Source organism: Acinetobacter sp. SW-226, from assembly GCF_055632855.1.
In genome coordinates, this window is record NZ_CM145752.1 from 3,381,566 (window position 1) to 3,402,621 (window position 21,056).

Annotated in this window: 19 protein-coding genes and 1 pseudogene; 9 read left to right on the forward strand and 11 right to left on the reverse strand. The window is 42.6% G+C overall.

Features of this window, described 5'->3' with window-relative positions:
- The first annotated feature begins 24 nt into the window (after positions 1-24).
- The 4 genes from pilB to coaE are packed head-to-tail and all read left to right on the forward strand — an operon-like array spanning position 25 to position 4,462.
- Positions 25-1,737, forward strand: a complete 1,713-nt coding sequence (gene pilB / locus ACZ8ZH_RS16035) for a type IV-A pilus assembly ATPase PilB (protein ID WP_119064159.1) — start codon at positions 25-27, stop codon at positions 1,735-1,737.
- A gap of 30 nt (positions 1,738-1,767) precedes the next feature.
- A complete protein-coding gene (locus tag ACZ8ZH_RS16040; protein ID WP_086209697.1) occupies positions 1,768-2,994 on the forward strand; it encodes a type II secretion system F family protein in 1,227 nt (408 codons plus the stop codon).
- Positions 2,994-3,854: a prepilin peptidase gene (locus tag ACZ8ZH_RS16045; RefSeq protein WP_119064161.1), complete on the forward strand. Its 861-nt coding sequence runs from the start codon at positions 2,994-2,996 to the stop codon at positions 3,852-3,854. The genes ACZ8ZH_RS16040 and ACZ8ZH_RS16045 overlap by 1 nt, the downstream gene beginning before the upstream one ends.
- 8 nt (positions 3,855-3,862) lie before the next feature.
- Positions 3,863-4,462 (forward strand): dephospho-CoA kinase, encoded by a 600-nt coding sequence (coaE, locus tag ACZ8ZH_RS16050; RefSeq protein WP_119064163.1) that lies wholly within the window; start codon positions 3,863-3,865, stop codon positions 4,460-4,462.
- A 13-nt stretch (positions 4,463-4,475) separates the two neighbouring features.
- Here the strand turns inward: coaE and ACZ8ZH_RS16055 are convergent, their stop codons facing one another.
- From ACZ8ZH_RS16055 to ppnP, 3 genes are all read right to left on the reverse strand, one after another.
- Complete coding sequence (locus ACZ8ZH_RS16055; RefSeq protein ID WP_162900291.1) at positions 4,476-5,393, reverse strand: DMT family transporter; 918 nt, start codon at positions 5,391-5,393, stop codon at positions 4,476-4,478.
- Positions 5,394-5,425: 32 nt separating this feature from the next.
- Positions 5,426-6,175 carry a 23S rRNA (guanosine(2251)-2'-O)-methyltransferase RlmB gene (gene rlmB / locus ACZ8ZH_RS16060; protein ID WP_086209700.1) on the reverse strand — a complete coding sequence of 250 codons (750 nt, stop codon included), beginning with the start codon at positions 6,173-6,175 and terminating at the stop codon, positions 5,426-5,428.
- A 141-nt stretch (positions 6,176-6,316) separates the two neighbouring features.
- Positions 6,317-6,640, reverse strand: a complete 324-nt coding sequence (gene ppnP / locus ACZ8ZH_RS16065) for a pyrimidine/purine nucleoside phosphorylase (RefSeq protein ID WP_086209701.1) — start codon at positions 6,638-6,640, stop codon at positions 6,317-6,319.
- A 390-nt stretch (positions 6,641-7,030) separates the two neighbouring features.
- Here ppnP and recN point away from each other — a divergent pair, with 390 nt between their 5' ends.
- The 3 genes and pseudogenes from recN to ruvX all read left to right on the forward strand — a co-directional run bounded on the left by recN (position 7,031) and on the right by ruvX (position 9,795).
- Positions 7,031-8,692, forward strand: coding sequence for a DNA repair protein RecN (gene recN, locus ACZ8ZH_RS16070; RefSeq protein WP_086209702.1), 1,662 nt, complete (start codon positions 7,031-7,033; stop codon positions 8,690-8,692).
- A gap of 111 nt (positions 8,693-8,803) precedes the next feature.
- Positions 8,804-9,358: a YqgE/AlgH family protein gene (locus ACZ8ZH_RS16075; protein WP_086209703.1), complete on the forward strand. Its 555-nt coding sequence runs from the start codon at positions 8,804-8,806 to the stop codon at positions 9,356-9,358.
- A pseudogene (gene ruvX, locus ACZ8ZH_RS16080) lies at positions 9,351-9,795 on the forward strand (Holliday junction resolvase RuvX). Before ACZ8ZH_RS16075 ends, ruvX begins: the two are co-directional and overlap by 8 nt.
- Positions 9,796-9,878: 83 nt before the next feature.
- Here ruvX and ACZ8ZH_RS16085 read toward each other — a convergent pair.
- Genes ACZ8ZH_RS16085 through ACZ8ZH_RS16095 form a run of 3 tightly spaced genes read right to left on the reverse strand, consistent with a single transcriptional unit; the run spans position 9,879 to position 13,214 of the window.
- On the reverse strand, positions 9,879-10,886 hold the full coding sequence (locus ACZ8ZH_RS16085) for an HlyD family secretion protein (protein WP_119064211.1): 1,008 nt from the start codon (positions 10,884-10,886) through the stop codon (positions 9,879-9,881).
- 37 nt (positions 10,887-10,923) lie between these two features.
- On the reverse strand, positions 10,924-11,130 hold the full coding sequence (locus ACZ8ZH_RS16090; protein WP_110974242.1) for a DUF1656 domain-containing protein: 207 nt from the start codon (positions 11,128-11,130) through the stop codon (positions 10,924-10,926).
- Between the two features lie 2 nt (positions 11,131-11,132).
- Positions 11,133-13,214 carry an FUSC family protein gene (locus tag ACZ8ZH_RS16095; protein WP_470247781.1) on the reverse strand — a complete coding sequence of 694 codons (2,082 nt, stop codon included), beginning with the start codon at positions 13,212-13,214 and terminating at the stop codon, positions 11,133-11,135.
- 445 nt (positions 13,215-13,659) lie between these two features.
- On the opposite strand from ACZ8ZH_RS16095, the gene ACZ8ZH_RS16100 reads away from it, so the two are divergent.
- Positions 13,660-14,430: an IclR family transcriptional regulator gene (locus ACZ8ZH_RS16100; protein WP_086209707.1), complete on the forward strand. Its 771-nt coding sequence runs from the start codon at positions 13,660-13,662 to the stop codon at positions 14,428-14,430.
- 7 nt (positions 14,431-14,437) lie between these two features.
- Here ACZ8ZH_RS16100 and ACZ8ZH_RS16105 read toward each other — a convergent pair whose 3' ends face one another.
- Positions 14,438-15,070 carry an alpha-ketoglutarate-dependent dioxygenase AlkB family protein gene (locus ACZ8ZH_RS16105; RefSeq protein WP_119064168.1) on the reverse strand — a complete coding sequence of 211 codons (633 nt, stop codon included), beginning with the start codon at positions 15,068-15,070 and terminating at the stop codon, positions 14,438-14,440.
- Between the two features lie 128 nt (positions 15,071-15,198).
- Between ACZ8ZH_RS16105 and ACZ8ZH_RS16110 the strand changes: the two genes are divergently transcribed.
- Positions 15,199-17,001, forward strand: a complete 1,803-nt coding sequence (locus ACZ8ZH_RS16110; RefSeq protein WP_119064170.1) for an ABC transporter ATP-binding protein — start codon at positions 15,199-15,201, stop codon at positions 16,999-17,001.
- Positions 17,002-17,053: 52 nt separating this feature from the next.
- Here ACZ8ZH_RS16110 and pgsA read toward each other — a convergent pair whose 3' ends face one another.
- From pgsA to ACZ8ZH_RS16130, 4 genes are all read right to left on the reverse strand, one after another.
- Entirely contained in the window at positions 17,054-17,641 is a 588-nt protein-coding gene (pgsA, locus tag ACZ8ZH_RS16115; protein WP_086209710.1) for a CDP-diacylglycerol--glycerol-3-phosphate 3-phosphatidyltransferase, read from the reverse strand.
- A gap of 108 nt (positions 17,642-17,749) precedes the next feature.
- Complete coding sequence (locus ACZ8ZH_RS16120) at positions 17,750-18,544, reverse strand: thioesterase family protein (RefSeq protein WP_119064172.1); 795 nt, start codon at positions 18,542-18,544, stop codon at positions 17,750-17,752.
- A 113-nt stretch (positions 18,545-18,657) separates the two neighbouring features.
- On the reverse strand, positions 18,658-20,457 hold the full coding sequence (gene uvrC, locus ACZ8ZH_RS16125; protein WP_119064174.1) for an excinuclease ABC subunit UvrC: 1,800 nt from the start codon (positions 20,455-20,457) through the stop codon (positions 18,658-18,660).
- Between the two features lie 84 nt (positions 20,458-20,541).
- Positions 20,542-20,967 (reverse strand): winged helix-turn-helix transcriptional regulator, encoded by a 426-nt coding sequence (locus ACZ8ZH_RS16130; protein WP_119064176.1) that lies wholly within the window; start codon positions 20,965-20,967, stop codon positions 20,542-20,544.
- Positions 20,968-21,056: the final 89 nt, after the last annotated feature.

The window sequence follows — 21,056 nt, forward strand, 5'->3', positions numbered from 1 at the left end:
ATTGAGAAGTTAAGGACTTGGGGAATGTCAGTATCAAATGGTTTGCCTAAATTCACAGGCTTTATTCGACGCTTAGTCGAAGACGGACGCATGACTGCTGAAAATATGCAGCAGGCGATGCTTGCTGCCAAAAAGGCTCAACAAGATATTGTTCCTTATCTGATCGAAAATTATAAACTCTCCCCAAATGTAATTGCTGAAACGATTTCTTTGGAGTTTGGTGAACCTGTTTTTGACTTAAGTGTTTATGACTCGGCTCAAATTCTGCGAGATATAGTTGAAGATAAACTCATCACTAAACACCGTATCCTACCCATCTTCCGCCGCGGTAATATCCTTTATCTCGCAACCAGCAATCCGACCAATATGGATGCCATGGATGCAATTCGCTTCAACTCTAAAATGAACATTGAGGCGATTATTGTTGAATACCCACAACTGGAAAAACTTATCGAACAAAATTTTGCCCAAGCAGATAGTTTCGAATTTTCCGATGAAGACATTGATTTAGACTTAGATCAGGATCATCAGAATTCAAATGACGATGATGATGATTCACCTCAAGAAGATGAAGCACCGATTGTTAAATACATCAATAAATTATTAATTGATGCGATTCGTATGGGCGCCTCAGACTTACATTTTGAACCTTATGAAAAATCGTATCGCGTTCGTTATCGTGTCGATGGTGTACTTCGTCATATTGCCAGTCCACCACTACAGCTCGCAACACGTCTTGCCTCGCGCTTGAAGGTCATGTCTCAAATGGACATTTCCGAAAAGCGTGTTCCTCAAGATGGGCGTATTAAATTAAAGCTATCAAAAAGCAAAGCGATTGATTTCCGTGTCAACTCTCTGCCGACTTTATTTGGTGAGAAGCTGGTACTGCGTATTCTTGATCCATCTAGCGCTATGTTGGGGATTGATGCATTAGGTTATGAACCTGATCAAAAAGAACTCTTTATGCAAGCCTTGGACAAACCACAAGGCATGCTACTGATTACAGGTCCAACAGGTTCAGGTAAAACGGTATCTTTATATACGGGTTTGAATATTTTAAATAAAGAAGATACGAATATTTCAACTGCCGAAGACCCGGTTGAGATTAACTTAGAAGGCATTAATCAGGTCAACGTGAATAATAAAGTCGGCCTCACTTTCTCAGCCGCACTCAAGTCCTTTCTGCGTCAGGATCCAGACATTGTAATGGTCGGTGAGATACGTGATCTTGAAACAGCAGAAATTGCCATTAAAGCTGCGCAGACAGGTCATATGGTGATGTCGACACTGCATACTAACAGTGCCCCTGAAACCCTGACACGATTACGCAACATGGGGGTGCCATCATTTAATATTGCCACTTCTGTCAACCTTGTAATCGCTCAACGTTTGGCACGTCGTTTATGCAATCAATGTAAAACACCTACTGACATTCCTGAACAAAGTTTACTCGAAATGGGCTTTACCGTAGAAGATATCAAAGACCCAGACTTCAAAGTTTATCAGCCTGTAGGATGTGCTGAATGTCGTGAAGGTTATAAAGGTCGTGTCGGCATTTATGAAGTTATGAAGGTTACATCAGAAATTTCAAAAATTATTATGGAAGACGGCAATGCCTTACAGATTGCAGAAGCTTCAGCAAAATTAGGATTTAACAATTTACGTCGTTCAGGTTTACTCAAGGTTATGCAGGGGGTCACTTCCTTACAAGAAGTGAATCGTGTAACCAGCGAATAATTGAAATATTGAAAGAATAAGGATAAATGCATGGCTGTCAAAAAAGCACAGATGATGCCAACCTTCAATTATGAAGGGATTGATCGTAAAGGGGCAAAAATCAAAGGGGAATTGCCTGCACGTAATCTAGCTCTAGCCAAAGTCACTTTGCGCAAACAAGGGATTACCATCAAGAGTATTAGAGAAAAGAAAAAGAATATTCTTGAAGGTGTATTTAAGAAAAAAGTGACGACGCTGGACATCACGATTTTCACCCGACAACTCGCAACGATGATGAAAGCCGGTGTACCATTGGTTCAAGGTTTTGAAATTGTGGCTGAAGGCTTAGAAAATCCCTCTATGCGTGAAGTCGTCCTCGGCATTAAGGGTGAAGTTGAAGGTGGTAATACCTTTGCTGGGGCTCTCAGAAAATATCCTCAATATTTCGACAATTTATTCTGTTCGTTGGTCGAATCAGGTGAACAATCTGGTGCACTTGAAACGATGCTAGATCGTGTGGCTATCTATAAAGAAAAAAGTGAGCTACTCAAACAAAAAATTAAGAAAGCCATGAAATATCCAGCAACAGTGGTTGTAGTTGCTTTAATCGTGACCATTATTTTAATGGTCAAAGTCGTACCAGTCTTCCAAGATTTATTTAGTTCCTTTGGCGCAGAATTACCAGCATTCACTAAAATGGTCGTCAACATGTCTGAATGGATGCAAAAATATTGGTTTATCTTGATTATTATAATTGGTATCGTAATTACAGCTTTACTCGAGACCAAAAAACGCAGTAAAAAATTTCGTAATTTATTAGATAAGGCCGCGCTGAAAGCCCCAATTTTTGGTGATTTGGTTTATAAAGCAATTATTGCTCGCTATAGCCGTACTCTTTCCACAACCTTTGCTGCTGGCGTTCCTTTAATTGATGCACTTGAGTCTACAGCTGGGGCAACCAACAATGTGGTCTATGAAGAAGCTGTGATGAGAATCCGCGAGGATGTAGCAACCGGTCAACAACTTCAATTTGCCATGCGTGCCACCAATAAATTCCCTTCCATGGCAGTACAAATGGTTGCCATTGGTGAAGAATCTGGTGCGCTTGATGCCATGCTAGATAAAGTTGCCACTCACTATGAAAATGAAGTTGATAATGCCGTGGATGGCTTAACTGCAATGATGGAACCTTTGATCATGGCGGTCTTGGGTGTACTTGTGGGCGGTCTCGTGATTGCCATGTATCTACCAATCTTCCAAATGGGTTCTGTGGTTTAATGCAAGAAATAATTTCCTCTCTGATCAACACTCCAACTGCACTTTATTTCGTGGTTGGAGTTTTTAGTTTGTGTATCGGCAGTTTCCTCAATGTGGTGATCTACCGCACCCCAAAAATGATGGAGCAAGAATGGCGTACTGATTGTCAACTGTTACTTCATCCTGAGCAACCCATCATTGATGAAACGAAACTCACCTTAAGCAAACCAGCATCCACCTGCCCCAAATGCAACAGCGTCATACACTGGTATCAAAATATCCCTGTGGTTAGTTGGTTAGTACTACGTGGAAAGTGTGGCACCTGCCATAACCCAATTAGCATCCGTTATCCTGCTATTGAACTGCTCACAGCCATGTGTGCATTGATCGTGGTCGCGGTCTTTGGTCCAACCATCCAAATGCTTTTTGGCCTAGTCTTAACCTACATTCTCATCGCTTTAACCTTTATTGATTTTGATACGCAGCTCCTGCCAGATCGCTATACTCTCACACTTGCAGCACTTGGTTTAGGAATAAATAGTTATGCTATTTATACCTCTCCCACCGCTGCCATTTGGGGTTATATCATTGGCTTCTTGTGCTTATGGGTCGTCTATTATCTATTTAAGCTTATCACTGGCAAGGAAGGCATGGGCTATGGCGACTTTAAGTTACTTGCTGCCTTAGGTGCCTGGATGGGGCCGTTGTTACTGCCACTGATTGTGCTACTTTCATCTTTTGTTGGTGCAATCATCGGCATCATCTTGCTCAAAATTCGAAAAGAAAATCAACCTTTTGCTTTTGGTCCATATATTGCTATTGCAGGTTGGATTGCTTTTCTTTGGGGAGAGCAAATTATGAAAATTTATTTAGGCAATTAATAAAACCTATGGCATTTATTTTAGGTCTGACAGGCGGAATCGGTAGCGGGAAATCTGCCGCAAGTCACTGGTTTGAACAACAAGGCATTCACGTGGTTGATGCAGATGTGGTTGCTCGAGAAATTGTGGCTGTAGGTCAGCCCGCACTGCAACAAATTCAAGCCCAGTTTGGAGATTGGGTGCTCCTAGACAACGGCGAACTGAATCGCCGCGCTTTGCGCGAACACATTTTCCAAGACCCAGCTGCCCGCACGCAATTGGAAAATATCACCCACCCTGCTATTCGCCAGTCCATCAGACAACAATTGCAAGATGCGACTAGCCCTTATGTGATTTTGGTTTCACCGCTACTGTTTGAGACCAATCAACATGAACTAACCCAACACACCCTGTTGATTGATGCTTCTATAGATCTACAAATTTTGCGTGCTTCTCAACGTGACCATCAAAATATTGAGCAGATTCAGGCCATCATTCAAGCTCAAATGCCACGCGAGCAAAAACAGGCTTTAGCCAATGATATTGTGATAAATGATGGACATTTGGAGCACTTATACGCACAGCTCAGACCTTTGCATTTAAAGTATTTAGCTCGTTCAGAAGCCTAAAAAAAGCAGTCGATTATGACTGCTTTTTTTGTTGCACGAGTTGGGCTTTCAAACTGTCCTTACGTATCCAGCGCCAAGGCTGCAAGGCACCAATCCCCATCCCTACAAGCCCACATAAAATGGCAATACTCAGCGGCTCATTGAGCAGAGGAACCGCAATTATTGCAGCAATAAATGGTGCTAAGGTGACAATACTGCCTGTTTTAAATGCCCCCAAACGTTTAATAGCCTCCACATAAGTAAGAGTCGCTACAATCACCACAAATATGCCATGAAATATGACCTGAGCAATCAATTGCACAGGTTGCACATGTGCGAGGGTTTTGGGCAAAAACAAAACATAAATTGGTACAAATACAATCGCAGCCCAAACCGCAACACCTGCCATGGAATGCCACGCAGATAATTTCCATTGCCGAAGCAAGACAGTAAATGTTCCCCAAAGCACAGCACTGAGGAAAAATAAACCATCCCCTAAACTAAAAGCGATACCTGTTTCTTGATACATCAACCCGCTCATGACCGTCAGTGCAAGCAACATTATACTGAGGCTAAGCCAAGTATGCCGGTCAAAGGGCTGCCGAAATAAAAGATAAGCCGCGACAGCCGTGCAAAGTGGAATGCAGCCATTGAGAAAGATCGCAGCATGTGCCGCAGGCACATAATGAAAGGCACTATAAGCGGTGATGCAATAACATACCCCACCAATCATCGCCAAAATAAAAGGCTCTTTCTTCCACAAAAAGGCGGTATCCTTTTTATAGATCAAGATCGGCATTAAGATGCAAAATGCCAAGAGAAAACGTAAGGCAGTAATATCCCAAGCCCCAATGCCCCAATTAGCACTGAGCCGAGCCGTTAAGGTAAATCCCCCCCAAATACACATGGTGATGGCAATAAATACATAGCCTTGTTTTTGAGGGGTCATCATTGGATTTAAATTGAATCGGAAATTAAAAAATTTTAGATATTACGTTGACGACATGCTTCATACAAAGCCATACCCGTTGCTACACTGACATTCAGACTTTGCAAGTTGCCTGCCATCGGGATATATACTGTTTGATCACATTGAGACTGGGTAATTGGACGCAGGCCTGTATCTTCAGCACCCATCACCACACATACAGCAGTGCCCGTAAAATCGAACTGTTGTAGCGGCAAGGCTTTTTCATCCAACATGGTACCAACCACACGCACATTAAATTCTTCCTTAATTTGCGCTAACGTCCGAGCCAAATTGGTTACTTGAATAAATTTAACTTTTTCAGCACCACCTGCCGCAACTTTGCGCGCAGTCGGGGTCAAACTTGCAGAACGATCACGAGGCACAATCACAGCTTCAACGCCCATTGCAGCAGCAGTACGGATACATGCGCCGAGGTTATGCGGATCGGTGACTTGGTCTAAACCCAGCAATAAACAATTTGGCGACTGTTTAAGTAAAGCTTCTAGATCTTTTTCATTGAAAACTGGATTGGGACGAACAGCGGCAACCACTCCTTGGTGGAACGGCAAGCCAGCCATTTTTTCCAAGCGATCACGGCCCGTTTGTTGTACGCTAATCCCAAACGGTTCAGCCAACTCAAGTACACGCTTTAAACGCTGGTCATCACGCCCTTTTAAGGTAAAAAGTGTGAGCACACGTTCAGGCTCAAGCTCCAACAATGACTCCACCGAATGAACGCCATAAAAATATTCAGGTTTAGCCATGTAGGACCTCTAAAAGATAAATCACCATCGACACGATGTGCCAAAATAAAAATCCTGTAAAGCTGACTTTACAGGATTGCTGTGCAATATCTAGTTTAACTGATTTTGCTTAAAATTACTTAGTGAGTATCGTCTGAAAGCTTAGCCTTCTAAATGACACACGTAATCTAAAACTTCATCAGTTTCAATTTTGAAACGGCTATTGCCAGGCACGTAAAAAGACTGTCCCGCACGGAACAATTCGCTCTCTTCACTGTCTGCAATCTGCACACGACATTCGCCTGAAATAATTTCCATACGCTCTGGCACATGTGTTTCGAACGTCAATGCTTGCTCTGTCGGTAGAATGACACCTAACGTTTTTTTGGTACCATCTTCAAACTGTACAGTATGGCTAATGCATAAACCGCCAAAATAAACATTGGATTTTTTAATGACAGAGACATGATCGAACTGAGTTGACATGCATACACTCCAGATAATGCGCATTTATAATCATATTGATGTGCTAGTTTAAAGATGTGCGATTAACTAATCAATCCATGTTTTATTCCATTCAATCAATATTTTGTTAAAGCCCGACCATTGTACAATTGCACCTATTCTCTCTACACTTTGGCTTAATTTTTGCCTGTCTAAGCCTTCTAAAATAGTCATTTTGAATATATCTAGAAACCAAGGACAACTTTGCTACCAATTTTAGATTCACGACGCGATTTAAAAATCTATTAGGTCGTCTTTGGGATTCAAGCTAAAATAGTCCAGTTTTAACTAAAACCAATAGCACTGCCGTCTTGTCGGCTGAATAAAACTTGACTATCTTAAACTAAAACTTTTCGCAGCTCGGATGCGTTTATGCTGACACATTTAACTTTAATTAACTTTGCTTTAGCTGATCACTTAGCCCTTGATATTGATCAAGGCTTTAATGTCTTAACGGGTGAAACAGGTGCAGGTAAATCTTTATTACTTGATGCACTGTCAGCATGTCTAGGTGAACGCACCGACACTAACTATGTTCGTTTTGGTTCAGACAAAGCCGATGTGACCGCTATTTTTAGTTATCAAGAACATAGTCCTGAAGCAACATGGTTAAAGTCACATGAACTCGATGATGAGTCAGGCGAAATTCATTTAAGACGTGTGATCTTTGCTACAGGACGAAGCAAAGCATGGATTAATGGCCGTCCGAGTAGCTTAGCTGAATTAAAAGAAATTGGCCGTTTGTTGGTACAACTCTACAGTCAACACAGTCAGCAACAGCTGTTAGAGCCACCTTATCCAAAGCGCTGGTTAGACCTGTATCACAACTTCTACCCTGAAGCGCAGGCTGTACGTGAAGCTTATAGTACTTGGCAAAAAGACATCCGTCAGCACCAAGCAGCATTGGATGCCCAAGCCACACGAAAACAGCGTATCGACACGCTAAACCTACAACTTGAAGAACTCGAAGATGTGGTTCAAATCGACTACAAGGAGATTGAACAAGAGTTTGACCGTCTTTCACATCATGAAAACATCATGCAAGACAGCAGTTATGCCTTAAATGCATTAGATGATGCAGAGCAGAACATTAATCAAGAAGTTTCCAGTATTCTTCGTCGTTTAGAGTCGCATGCAGGCCGTAGTGAGCAATTGGCTGAGATTCACACCTCTTTGCTGAATGCGCAAAGTGAACTTGAAGATGCCACAGCCAACCTACGTCAGTTTATTGACCGTCAAAGCTACGACCCTGAACGCATGGAAGAGCTCAATACACAGCTTGAAATGTTCCACCGTTTTGCACGTAAATATCGCACGCAACCTGAATTGCTCAAGCAAGAATATGAACAATGGCAAGTCGAATTAGAACAACTTCACTTATTAGAAGACCCTGAAACACTGGCAGAACAAGTCGAGCGCTCGCATCAAGACTTTTTAGATAAAGCACACCATCTGGATCAAATTCGCCAAGATGCAGCCGCACCACTGGCCAAACATTTAACCGAACAAGTGAAACAACTGGCCCTACCTGAAGCTCATTTTGAGTTTAAGTTTGAACCTTTGGAACAGGCTTCAAGTGAGGGACTCAGCTTTATCCAACTATTATTTACAGCCAATAAAGGTATCCCACCTCAGCCCTTAGCCAAAGTAGCATCAGGCGGTGAACTCTCACGTATTGCCTTGGTCATGCAAGTAATGAATGCTGAAAAAACTGAAGCAGAAGTTTTGGTGTTTGATGAAATTGATGTCGGGATCAGTGGTGGCACGGCGGAAATTGTGGGACGCCTATTGGCCGACTTAGGCTCACACGTGCAAATTTTATGTATTACCCACCAAGCCCAAGTCGCAGCACAATCCGACCAACATCTATTGGTGAAAAAGCGCCAAACTGATCCTGCCAGCAGTACCATTTTAAGTTTAGAAGAAGATGAGCGAATCAATGAGCTCGCACGCATGACAGGGGGGGTTGAAATCAACGACACCACACTGCAACATGCCAAGCAATTACGCCAGCTAAAGTTCCAGTCTGCTTAGAATATGTAGATTGGATCACAAAAAAAGATTTGGAGAATAGGCATTAGTCTAGTAACGTGGTAATTAGGAACATTTACTAGAAGCATTTCAATTTCAAGGAGAAGCCTTTAGGTGAGCAAACAATATCTGACGCATCGCTGTCTCATTGCCCCGCCCGATATGGCAGATGATTTTTTTGCCAATACGGTGATTTATTTGGCTCGACACGATGAAGAAGGTGCTCAAGGCATCATCATCAACCGACCTTCAGGACTTTCTGTTAAGGAATTGCTCAATGATCTTGAAATTGAAGCAGATCATGTCCGCCCTCATGATGTACTCCAAGGTGGCCCTTTACGTCCTGAAGCAGGCTTTGTCTTACATACTGGCCAACCAACATGGCACTCATCTATTGCGGTGGGAGAAAACATCTGTATCACTACCTCTAAAGATATTCTAGATGCTATTGCCCATAACGAAGGTGTAGGTCGTTATCAAATTGCTTTGGGGTATGCCAGCTGGACCAAAAACCAATTGGAAGATGAACTCGCTCGTGGTGATTGGCTGGTCTGTGATGCTGATATGGATTTGATTTTTAATATTCCTTACAACGACCGTTGGGATGCTGCCTACAAAAAGTTGGGGCTCGACAGAACCTGGTTGTCATCTGAGATTGGACATGCCTGATTTAAACACACCCCAAATGATTATGGCATTTGACTTTGGTACACAAAAAATGGGCATGGCTGTCGGTCAAGCATTGATTGAAAGTGCCACACCTTTGGCGTTGTTTACCATGAGAGATGGCATTCCCAATTGGGATGAATTGCATAAAATTATCAAGCAATATCAACCTAATCTATTTTTAGTCGGTTTACCGCTGAATATGGATGATAGTGAGTCAGAACTCTCGGCCCGCGCGCGTAAATTTGCGCGTCGTTTACGTCATCAGACCAATATTGAAACGTGGATGGTGGATGAACGTTTAAGTACCCGCTCTGCCCGCGATGAGTTAAGTCACTACCAAGCACAAGGCAGAGGGAAAAATCTCCTCTGCAGATAGCCTTGCCGCTGCATTATTTATTGAAAGTTGGTATCGTGAACCCAAAGGACTTACTCCTTAGTTCAAAGTCTATCGAAACATAGCGAATCATCTTAAAAAAGCATCCAATAAGGATGCTTTTTTAAGAGATGAAGAAAGACCAATTTAGTGGCTCTTCTCGATAATATGTACTGTCACAGTTCGCCCCGCAACAAATGCCAATTCATTCTTTGGAATTTCATCTAATGCAATTTTTACAGGAACGCGTTGCGCTAAACGCACCCAACTAAAAGTTGGATTTACATTTGCCAGTAGACCTGTACTAGATGTTCGTTCACGATCTTCAATGCCTGAGGCAATGCCCTGCACATGACCTTTTAAACTTCCCGAATCACCCATCAACTGAATGGTTGCGGGAGCACCGAGATAAATTTTATTTAACTTGGTTTCTTCAAAATAGCCCACCACATAAAGTTGTGAACGATCCAACAATGCTGCTACCGCTTGACCCACTTTCACATAGTTGCCTGCTTTCATCTCAAAGTTAGACAATGTGCCATCGGCAGGTGCTACCACTTCGGAACGGTTCAAGTTTAATTCCGCCAAATGTAAATTACTGGTTGCAACGTCAATGAGTGCCTGCTGCTGGGCAATATTGGCTTTGGCTTGCTGAATTGTGGCTTGCATTTGCTCCTGTTCGGCATGTGATTGATCTCGTACAGCAAACATCTGATCTTGTTCTTGTTTTGAAATCGCACCCTCCATCAAATTAGCATAGCGATCTGCATTTTTATCAGCCAAAAGGCTATTGGCCTGTGACTTGACCCAGTTAGCTTTGCTTTGAAACAATTCTGCTTCAGCAGAAGCCAAACTGGCTTTGGCTTTAGCTAAGTCTGATTTGGCTTGTTCGACATCCAATGCTTGACGTGCTATGTCAATTTTAAACAACACTTGCCCTTTTCTTACCGTTTGATTGTCACGCACCAAAACCTCAGTGACTAAGCCTGAAACATCTGAAGAGACTTGAATCACATCACCTCGAATCCGCCCATCACGTGTCCACGGCTCAGCATTGTAATAGTGCCAAAGATGGGCGATTACCAAAATCGCAACAACCACGATGACAACTAAAGTTAAGGGTCGGCTGACTTTACGCCAATCAAAGGATGCCATGTTCATTTTACCTCATTCATTTCAATCAAATGTGTGCTTAAGAAAAGCTCACGATAAAACCCCAATGGACTATGCCTAGCAGCGTGATATATAGACATAAATAAAAAATACTGGGTAAAAAAATCCAACCTTTATCAACCCAAGGGTCAGTCACCCGCATGAGTAGCCTTAAACCGATGTAGGCCAAAAGTGCCTGAACGACCAAAACAGGGACATATACGCCATAGATATTGAGTTCACCCATCGTTATGCTCCCAACAAACCGACTTGGGGCATTTCATCCCATGTCGCATGACACAAACTACTTTGAATATTATTTAGAGAAACCTGCAAACGACGTGCAATGCTCAAATCATCAATCTGTACCAATTCGGCTTGAATATCCTGAATTTTATCTAAAATGTCTTGCCTACACTTTGAGTCAGCCGTATGTCGCTCCTTTGCCTGAAAAAATACATCTATTTGGCTTTGTAATTTTTGTAAATGTCTAGTAAGGGTTGTATAGCCTGCTAACTGATCCATTAATTCTTGTACTCGGGTCAAATCAATCACTGCACTGGACTCAATCAATGCCAAATTGATTTTTTGCTTCAGTACATCGGACTGTACCAACTTGGTATTCAACACACCTATCCGATCCAACATACTACGCAAATGCACTCTAAACTCGACCCCATAAGGCAAATATAGCGCTTGTCGTATCGCTTTATAGTGTAAAGACAGGATTCGTTTGGCTGTAATGTCCGGCGACATCGCACGAACCAAATGAATCACATAGACAGAAATGATCGGACCAAGGACTGTACCAATCGAGGCATCAAAGAACGTTACTTGATCTAGGTGATAACGGTTTTGCAGGTTTAAGCCCATGACCACACCCATCAATAAAGGCAACGCCAAGCCTGTAAGTGGCGGATGTAAAAACAGCATCAGGCAGTACATACAAAAAGGGGCCAACACTATCGCTAACATCCAAAAAGCGCTGACTTGCGGGAAGATGCCATAAGCATAAATAAAGACAATAATCGCCGCATACAAACTGCCACGGATAAAAATTTTTAAGGCAGGAACGGGGTTGTCCATACTGGTGAGAATGCAAGCACAAATAGCCGCCATTTCCGCCATCATAAAACCTGCTTTCCAGCCACTGACGATCCAAAAGCCAGTTGCCACAATCACCACGATAAAAGCAGAAACACCACCACGTACTGCAACACCATGATCGCGATGTAGGTTAGGATAAGTCGTACTCATCGGGATCACTGTCGCAGGTAAACTGTCATCGCCTTGTTGAATACGTTGCCAAATCAACTTAATGGCACGTATATTTTGAATAAAATGACGCACATCCATTTTTAAACTGGCCAATATGACTTGCTGCTGTGGCAAGGCACTGTCAAACACGTCTTGGAAACTCGACTCAAATTGTTCAGGCAAATGGTTTAGTTCTTGTTCTAAAATGGCTTGATCGCCTTGCAAAAACTCGACGATCTGCACATGCACTTTTTCTAAAGCAGGACGGTACGCAACATCAATGTGGTCTAGCTGCTGAATCCGCTCTGCCATCGCCACCAGATTGGTCACCAACATACTCAGTTGATGCAACATTTCTTGTAAGGGTTTGGTCATGCCTTGTAATGCTGATTTTTCATAGCTCAAGTACACAGCCATCACATGAATATCAGTAATATCACGCGTGATATGACTGAGCGTAGCGCTGTAATTGATGGCTTTTACGTCCGCATTGAGGATTTTATCAAAAACTGCCCGGGTATCTTGAAGAGTCTGTGAAACACGGGTTTTCACCACAGGACCAATATGCATAGGGAACAGTACCGCATTCACCACGGCACTACATAACACTCCAACCGTAATTTCGATAAAGCGCCCAATCGCCATATCAAACATTGACGTAGTTTCAATGTTATAAATAATGTTGTAGCAAATAATGACTGTGGTATAACCAGCCAACATAAAAATATAGCTACGTGGCGTTCGATCCAATAAAGAAAAATATAAGCAAAATCCGACCCACGTCGCCAAAAACAAGGTGAATAGTTCAGGGGTATTAATCAGATTTGGGGTAACCGCAAGTGAAACAATAGCGCCCAACAGCGTTCCCAAAACACGATATACGCTCTTTGAAGCGGCCATTCCAGTATAAGGATTGGCAATCACGAAGACTGTGCCTATAGCCCAAATGGGATAAGCCAGATCTAAGGAAAATGCCACATACAGTGAGAGCATGCCTGCCAAAAAAGTTTTACTCGCAAAAATCCAATCCAATTTATTTGGACGAAATGCAATTAACTGTTTGGTCAGGAACATAAATCATCTCTAAATGCGCTGAATGACAACATCTACAGGATTCTTCAACGCAGTATTGCTCAAGCAAACAGCAACACTTCATCCTCACCAGAAGCGAAAACGAATCAAAAATAATTCCAATAAATGAAGTCTTTTACAGACATGGGCAAAGACAGCACCATGTGACAGGAAAGAAAATGCTCAAAAAAATAATGAAACATTATTCATTAAAAGACATTTCTATAGACAATTTTTCCAAAATTAATTGTTTTTGTCAATAAAAATATCTCCATATGATAATACAATCTTTTTTATCCGTGTTTTATCGCTTGTTTTTCAGACCAATTCTGCATATTAAAAGTTTCTCAAGCCTTCTGCGTAAACAGAAAACCATGTCAAAGTTATGTGTTTTTTGTTATATAGTCACTATTGCTCAGATAGATGATTTTTGACTCAGTAGGTTGTTATGGCACTTTCAAGTTTTGGTAAAATTCTCACTGTCTTAGGCCTCTTTTCTGTGTCACGCCCGATTATCAATGTCGATACTATCAGTGCCGAACTGGGGCTTTCACAACCTACAAGTTATCGCTACTTAAAAGAGTTGGTGTCCGCAGGACTTTTACAGCGTTTAAGCGGAACCAGCGGTGACTATACTTTGGGTTCTCAAATTGCTGTGTTGGACTACATCTCTCGAACCACAGATCCGTTATTACAAATCAGCATTCCTTTTATGCAAGACATCGTTGAGCGAACGGAATTTTGCTGTATCCTCACCCAGCTCAACGCAGAGCACTGTATTGACCTATATGGTGAAGTTTTTAAAGATCTTGAGTTATTTTCCTATGGGCGGGGTTGCCCACGTCCCGTGTATTTGGGTTCATCGCCGAAAGTGGTGATCTCACAGCTTAGCAAAGCCAAAATTATTGAATATTATCAAAAATTTGCTACTCAACTGGCTGAGGTCAATTTTGCCGCGAGCCAAGACGAATTTTTACAGAAAATGAAAGCCATTAAGAAACAGGGCTATTATTTTTCCAATGGCGAGTTTGACCCCAATCTTGCCAGTCTTTCCGTACCTGTCAAATTTTCACCCAAAGATACGCCGTTGGCACTGACCTTATTGGCTTCGAAGAACCGATTTGAATTTGTCGATCTGAAAAAAATGGTCGAAATATTAAGACATAGCGCACTACAAATCGAACAGAAATGCAACCTGCTACATAATATTGAGACCTAAATTTTATTTAGCCTTGCTGTGCGGGATAGAAATAGCGAAAGGTTAAATTCAGTCGTGGCTCAGTGATTTTACTGGATTTCATCAACGCATGTTTCCAGTAGCGCTGAGTCTGTCCACGCATCACGATCAATTGCCCACTGTGTAGCATAAGCTCAACTTTTTCCTGTTTAAACTTGTGCTTAAAGCAAAACTTACGGGTTGCACCAAAACTGAGTGAGGCAATCACCACATTGTCTTGCTGCGGCGAACGTAGTGAAGGTTCATCATCACTATGCCAGCCCACAGCTTGGCTACCATTTTCATATAAATTGGCTAAACATGAGTTAAATGGATGTCCCACCAGTTGCTCAATATGCTGTTTTAAACGAAACAAAGCAGGATGCCATAACAGTGCTTGCTTGGCACTCCCCGAATAGTGATATTGATACTCAGCATCGCCATACCACACCACTTTTCGTTCCGTGACATAACGCTTGCCATGTAACACGACCTCGTCAGGTTGCCATGCCAAATGCGCTAAAAAATAATCCAAATATTTTGCACTTTGCTCCGCAGTTAAAATCAAGCCCAAATCCTGCACCTGCCCATCACATGGGAGCACGTTTGCTTGCGGTTCAGGACTAAACAGATCTAAGGTCATGACTGTTCCTCCTCTGCAAACAGTTTAACTGAATTTAGAACGACACAAATCAAAACAAAGTCACAGCTTGTCGCCTAGCCTCCTTATGCATACACTCATCTGAACTTTCACAATAAAAAGAAGCATGTATGAACCTTTGGCAGTTGTTTCAAAAGCTTCGCCCCTTTGTCCACCCCTATCGGATATTGGTGATTGCGACCTTGATCCTGACGCTGATTGGTTCCTTCACCGCGCAGGTCAATGCCCTGACTTTGCAATATGCCGTCGACAGTATCAACCGTCTGGTCGAACAAGGCCAAGGACTGACCGAAGGCCTACACATTTTGATCACCATTTCTGTGATTTTACTCAGCAAAGAAATCATCAGTGCCTTGGTGCAGTTTGGTCAAAAATTTTATGGGGAAAAACTGCGCATTCTGGTATCACAAGACTTGGCGCAAAGTATTATTGAAAAATTCCTGAACTATCGTTTGACCTTTTTTAATGCCGATCAGAACCAAGCAGGTAAGCTACAAACGCGAATTGACCGTGGCATTGGTTCGCTCACCCGTCTCATACAAATCTTTTTTATTGATATTTTACCGCTCTTTAGCAGTGCGATTGTGGCACTGGGACTGATGTACTATGCCAATATTTATGTCGGTTTAGTAGCAACCAGTATTATTCCGATTTACTTTTGGCTGACCTTTCAACAGGCAAAAAAACTAGGAGGATGGCGGCGTAAACTGCGTGATGGTCGTGAAAAAAAGAGCCAAGGCATTCTGAGTATTATACAGTCGATTAGTGTGATTAAATCCTTTAACCGAGAGTCTATTGAGTCCACCAAACAACTGAAACTGCAAAAAGCACTGACCGAAAACCAGATGCAAACACGGCAGCTCAGTTTTTTATTTGATGGCTTAAAGACCTTTATTGAACAAATAGGGATTGTGCTGATTATCATCCTCACGGCGTACTTTGTACTCGATGGACAGATGAGCATCGGCATGATCATGTTTCATATTTTATTGTTCAATAATGTCTCCGCACCCATTCGTTCATTGCACCGTATTTATGATGAAGTGAATGATGCGATGATTTACGCGGAAAGCTTTTTTAAAATTTTAGAAGCCGATGATGAAATCGAGCAAAGTGGTACGCTCAAACCCACAATTCAAGGTAAGTTCACATTAAAGCATGTCGATTTTTTCTATCCCAATGGTCATCATGCATTAAAGCAAATCGACATGGAAATTCGACCGAATAAAATCACAGCGTTGGTCGGTTTATCGGGCGCAGGCAAATCCACTTTAATTAGCTTATTGGATAAGTTTTATCAGCCTGATGCAGGAAAAATTGAGCTCGATAGGATTGATCTACAAGACATAGACACCACTTATTTACGTGATCACATTGGTCTCGTCTTACAAAAAAATCACATTTTCCAAGGCAGTATTTTAGACAATATTCGTTATGGAAAAATCAATGCCACAGATGATGAAGTCTACGCTGCCGCAGAAAAAGCGTCCATTCACAAGCAAATTCTTCAATTGCCCGAAGCCTATCAATCCGATGCCCTGATGCTCTCAGGCGGGCAACAACAACGCATTGCGCTGGCACGCATGTTCCTCAAAAACCCACCGATTATTTTTCTTGATGAGCCAACCGCCAGCCTCGATGCAATTACTAGCGAGCAGATTAAACATAGCCTCGATCAGATCAAACAAGGGCGAACGGTGATTATTATTTCACACAGTTTGTCGCAAATTATTGATGCCGATTATACCTATGTGATGAAAGAAGGCTGTATTGCAGAACATGGGGAACATGAAGCACTGTACCGTCAGGAAGGCGTTTATAAAGAAATTTTTGATGCGATGGCCAAGAGCCTAAATATTGAAAAAATTGCCAAAACTTTTGAAGATGATACTGAGGAAGAAACGCACAGTTGACTTCTCTTCAATATAAAAAAAGCTCCCTCAGGAGCTTTTTGACATCTAAAAATCAAGGCTGTTTTAAATATGGCCAAGCTGCCTTGAGGTAAATAAACATCGACCACAAAGTCAAAATCACTGCGGTATACAACAGTGCATAAGCTAACATTTCAAGCGGTTGCCAATTCAGCAAGAACACCGTAATTGCAATCATTTGAAAAGCGGTTTTATATTTTCCAACCGTTGATACAGCTACATTGGTACGTGCACCCAACTCGGCCATCCACTCGCGTAAGGCAGATACTGTTATTTCGCGAGAAATAATCACAATCGCTGCAAATGCCATCGAAATTTCAGGTTTCCACTGCACCAATACAATCAGTGCAGCTGCCACCATCAGCTTATCCGCCACAGGGTCTAAGAAACGTCCAAATGCAGAAGTCTGATTTAAAGTCCGCGCCAAATAACCATCAAACCAATCTGTCACCGCAGCAACAACAAAAATAGACGTCAATAAAATATGACGAGACATATTGCCTGCGTGTTCAGCAATACCCATTACAGGAGGCCAATAAGCCACCAATAAGAAGACCGGAATTAGGGCAATACGCGCCAAGGTCAAGATGTTTGGAATATTCAGGATTCGACCTGCTGTCATAGACACCGCCAATTTTTCCCCTTCATGCGCGATGAAACCATCGATCTATTTTCGCATGCGACTCATCGTAATTAGGCCTCACTTTATACGAATTGAGGTACAGTGTCACTAGGCAAACACGGTTACTGTTTGCCGTGAGATGGCGATTAAACGGTTTTCTGCATCCCATAAATAAGCAGACTCCGTCGAATAGCCGTCTGCTGCATATTGCGTTTCAACTTGAAATTTCATCCAATCATGTAACTGATTTTTCAGTGGATGCATATAGGTCAAATGCCAGGTCAACGAACTTGCAGGTGCCATCGTTTTAAACATGGGCAAGACGCCCGGTGGCCAAATGTCCATCGACACCATCAAGTCTGCCACAGTCATGTCACGATTTTCATGCAAATTGGGGTTAAAACGATACCAGCCTGAAAAGTCAGGTTTTGGACTGGCTGTACACGGATACTGCCCTGTCACCCACACCATATCCAACTGCTTAAAGCACTCGGGTGCAAGTGGATGATGCGGTGCGGTTGTCAGACCTTCAACCGATGGAAACGTTGGCGCTACAGGTTCTTGATGCACATGAATACTCGATTCACGCTGAGTCCCGAAGCTTGCCACTAAAATACTTTGAACCGCATCATCCTGCCATAAGCGTACTTCCAAAGTAGTCACTGACTTGCCTTGACGTAGAATCTCGCTGGTTAAACGAACTTTGGCCTGCTGTACTGGCCCAACAAAAGTTACGCTACAACTGAGTAAATGTTTCGTATCATCAGCAACAGTCAACAATGCTTTTTGCATCATTAAGCCTGCAACCAATCCCCCATAAATGGTGCGTCCTTGCAACCAACCTGTGGGTATATCTATCCATTCTTGTTCTGCTAAAGCTTGATAACTGTGTTGAAGTGACATAGAGCATCCTTGTTTTAAATTCCCTCCATATCTTTACAACACAATTCAACTGATGTGAATGATCAGTGACCCATGCGTCAATGAGCACTTTTGCCAACCCAGTGACTGCTGTTCTATTCATGTAAAACTTTATAAATAGTGCGCGCCATTACTTCGCCCAAACCAGGCACCAAAGTTAAATCTTTTTCCGAGGCTTTCAACACCCCTTGGATTCCACCAAAGTGAGTCAATAAATCACGGCGCCGTTTCGGCCCCAAACCCGGGATCACTTCCAAAATGGATGAACCACGCTTTTTATCACGTTTAGCCCGGTGTTTAGTAATCGCAAAGCGATGCGCCTCATCACGCACCTGTTGTATCAAATGCAATGCTTTATGGTCTTCAGGCAACTGAATTTTTGTTCCATCAGTAAAGTGTAGGGTTTCAAGGCCCGGTTTACGTCCCTCGCCTTTTGACACCCCGACCATAAAGGCCTCTAAACCCAACTCTTGCATGACGTCCATCGCCATATGCAACTGTCCTTTACCACCATCAATCAAGAGTAAATCAGGCAACATGGCTTTTTTATAACGACGAGTCAGCGCTTGGCGCATTGCGGCATAGTCATCACCCGCGGTAATGTCTTGAATTGAAAACTGACGATAATCGCGCTTACGAATGCCACCGCTGTCGAACACGACACACGAAGCCACGGTTTCTTCGCCCATGGTATGTGAGATGTCAAAACATTCGATCCGATCAATCGGACGCCCCACCACTTGTTCAAGTTGATGGAAACGCTCATTCAGCTCAAAGTGATTGGCCAATTGTCCTTTGATCGCATGCTGCACATTCATCTGTGCCAATTCTAACCATTCTGCACGTGTCTCACGCAAGCTATGCTTAATCTGTACTTTCTTATCAAACTGTTGTTGTAGCGCCTGTTCCAGTTCTTTTCGATCGGGCAGTTCGACATTGACAATCAATTCGCTAGGCACTTCATCTGCCACTTGGAAATAGAAGTTCGCCATGAAGTCAGCCAGCATTTGCCCCAAATCATCTCCAAGCATATCTGGAAAATAACTTTTACCTCCCAACATTTTGCCGTTGCGCACATGCATGATCTGCACGCAGGTCACCCCTGCCTGATAAGCAATCGCTAAAATATCCGCTTCACCTTTGAGTTTATAAATGGCTTGTTGTGACTGGACATCCCGCAATAGCGCCATACGGTCACGATAAAACACCGCTTTCTCAAACTCTAAGGCTTCGGCCGCTTGCTCCATTTTCGCAATCAGTTCTTGATTCAGCTCTTTGGTGTCTCCTTGTAAAAAACGAATCGAGTTATCGACATCATTTTTATACTCTTCAGGGCTAATGAGTCCCACACACGGCGCTGAACAACGTTTAATTTGATATTGCAAACAAGGACGCTTACGCTGCAAAAAATAGCTATTTTCACACTGGCGAACATTAAACAGTTTTTGCAAAACCAACAAAGTATCCCGTGCATTATATGCACTCGGATACGGTCCAAAGAACTTCCCCACTTGGTGTTTGCCTTTGCCCCGACCCGATGCAATCCGTGGATACGGTTTGTCGGCAGAGACAAAGATATAGACATAGGACTTATCGTCCCTGAGCATGATGTTATACGGTGGACGATGTAGCTTAATCAGGTTTTGTTCAAGCAGCAGTGCTTCAGTTTCAGAACGAACGACTAAGGTTTCGATGTCATAAATCCGCGCCACCAAAGCCTGCGTCTTCGGGTGCTCAATGGTTTTGACAAAATAACTGGAAACACGATTTTTTAAATTTTTCGCTTTGCCCACATACAGCAGTTCACCGTCTTTACCGAGCATGCGGTAAACGCCCGGTAATGTGGTCATATTGGCTAAAATTTTTTCGATATGTTCTCGTGCGTTTTCGTTCACAATACGTTCAAACCTCGGAGCACTGATGGGCTGATATGGATAGATTTCTGACTTTTTAAGCAGGGAAATTATAGTCAGGACCGTTTACGACTTAATAACATCCACGACTTCTGCTGAAGCGTCTGGGGTTTCAGCTACGTTATACTCTTTCTGTACAACTAAAACTTGCCCATATAAATCAAGATGTTCATCTCCCCAGGCTTTAAGTGCCAATAAGATGGGGCGTAAACTACGCCCCAAAGGGGTTAAGCTATATTCTACCTTGGGTGGCACCTGCGGATATACTTCCCGATGAAGCATGCCATCTTCCTCGAGTTCCCGTAGCTGATTGGTCAGCATCCGTTGGGTCACATTCGGTATTCGTTTTCGAATCTCACCAAACCGTAAAGTGTCTTCAGTCAACAAATGCCATAAAATAATACTTTTCCATTTCCCATCCAAAATCCCAATTGCTGCCTCGACCGAACATCCTGGACTACAGTTAAAGCGTGAATGCTTTGCTTTACCCATTTCAACAGTATCCTTTTTTACACTATATGCAGAATTTAACCGTATATAGCACTTTTAAAACTACGATAACATTTTCAGCATAAACCCAA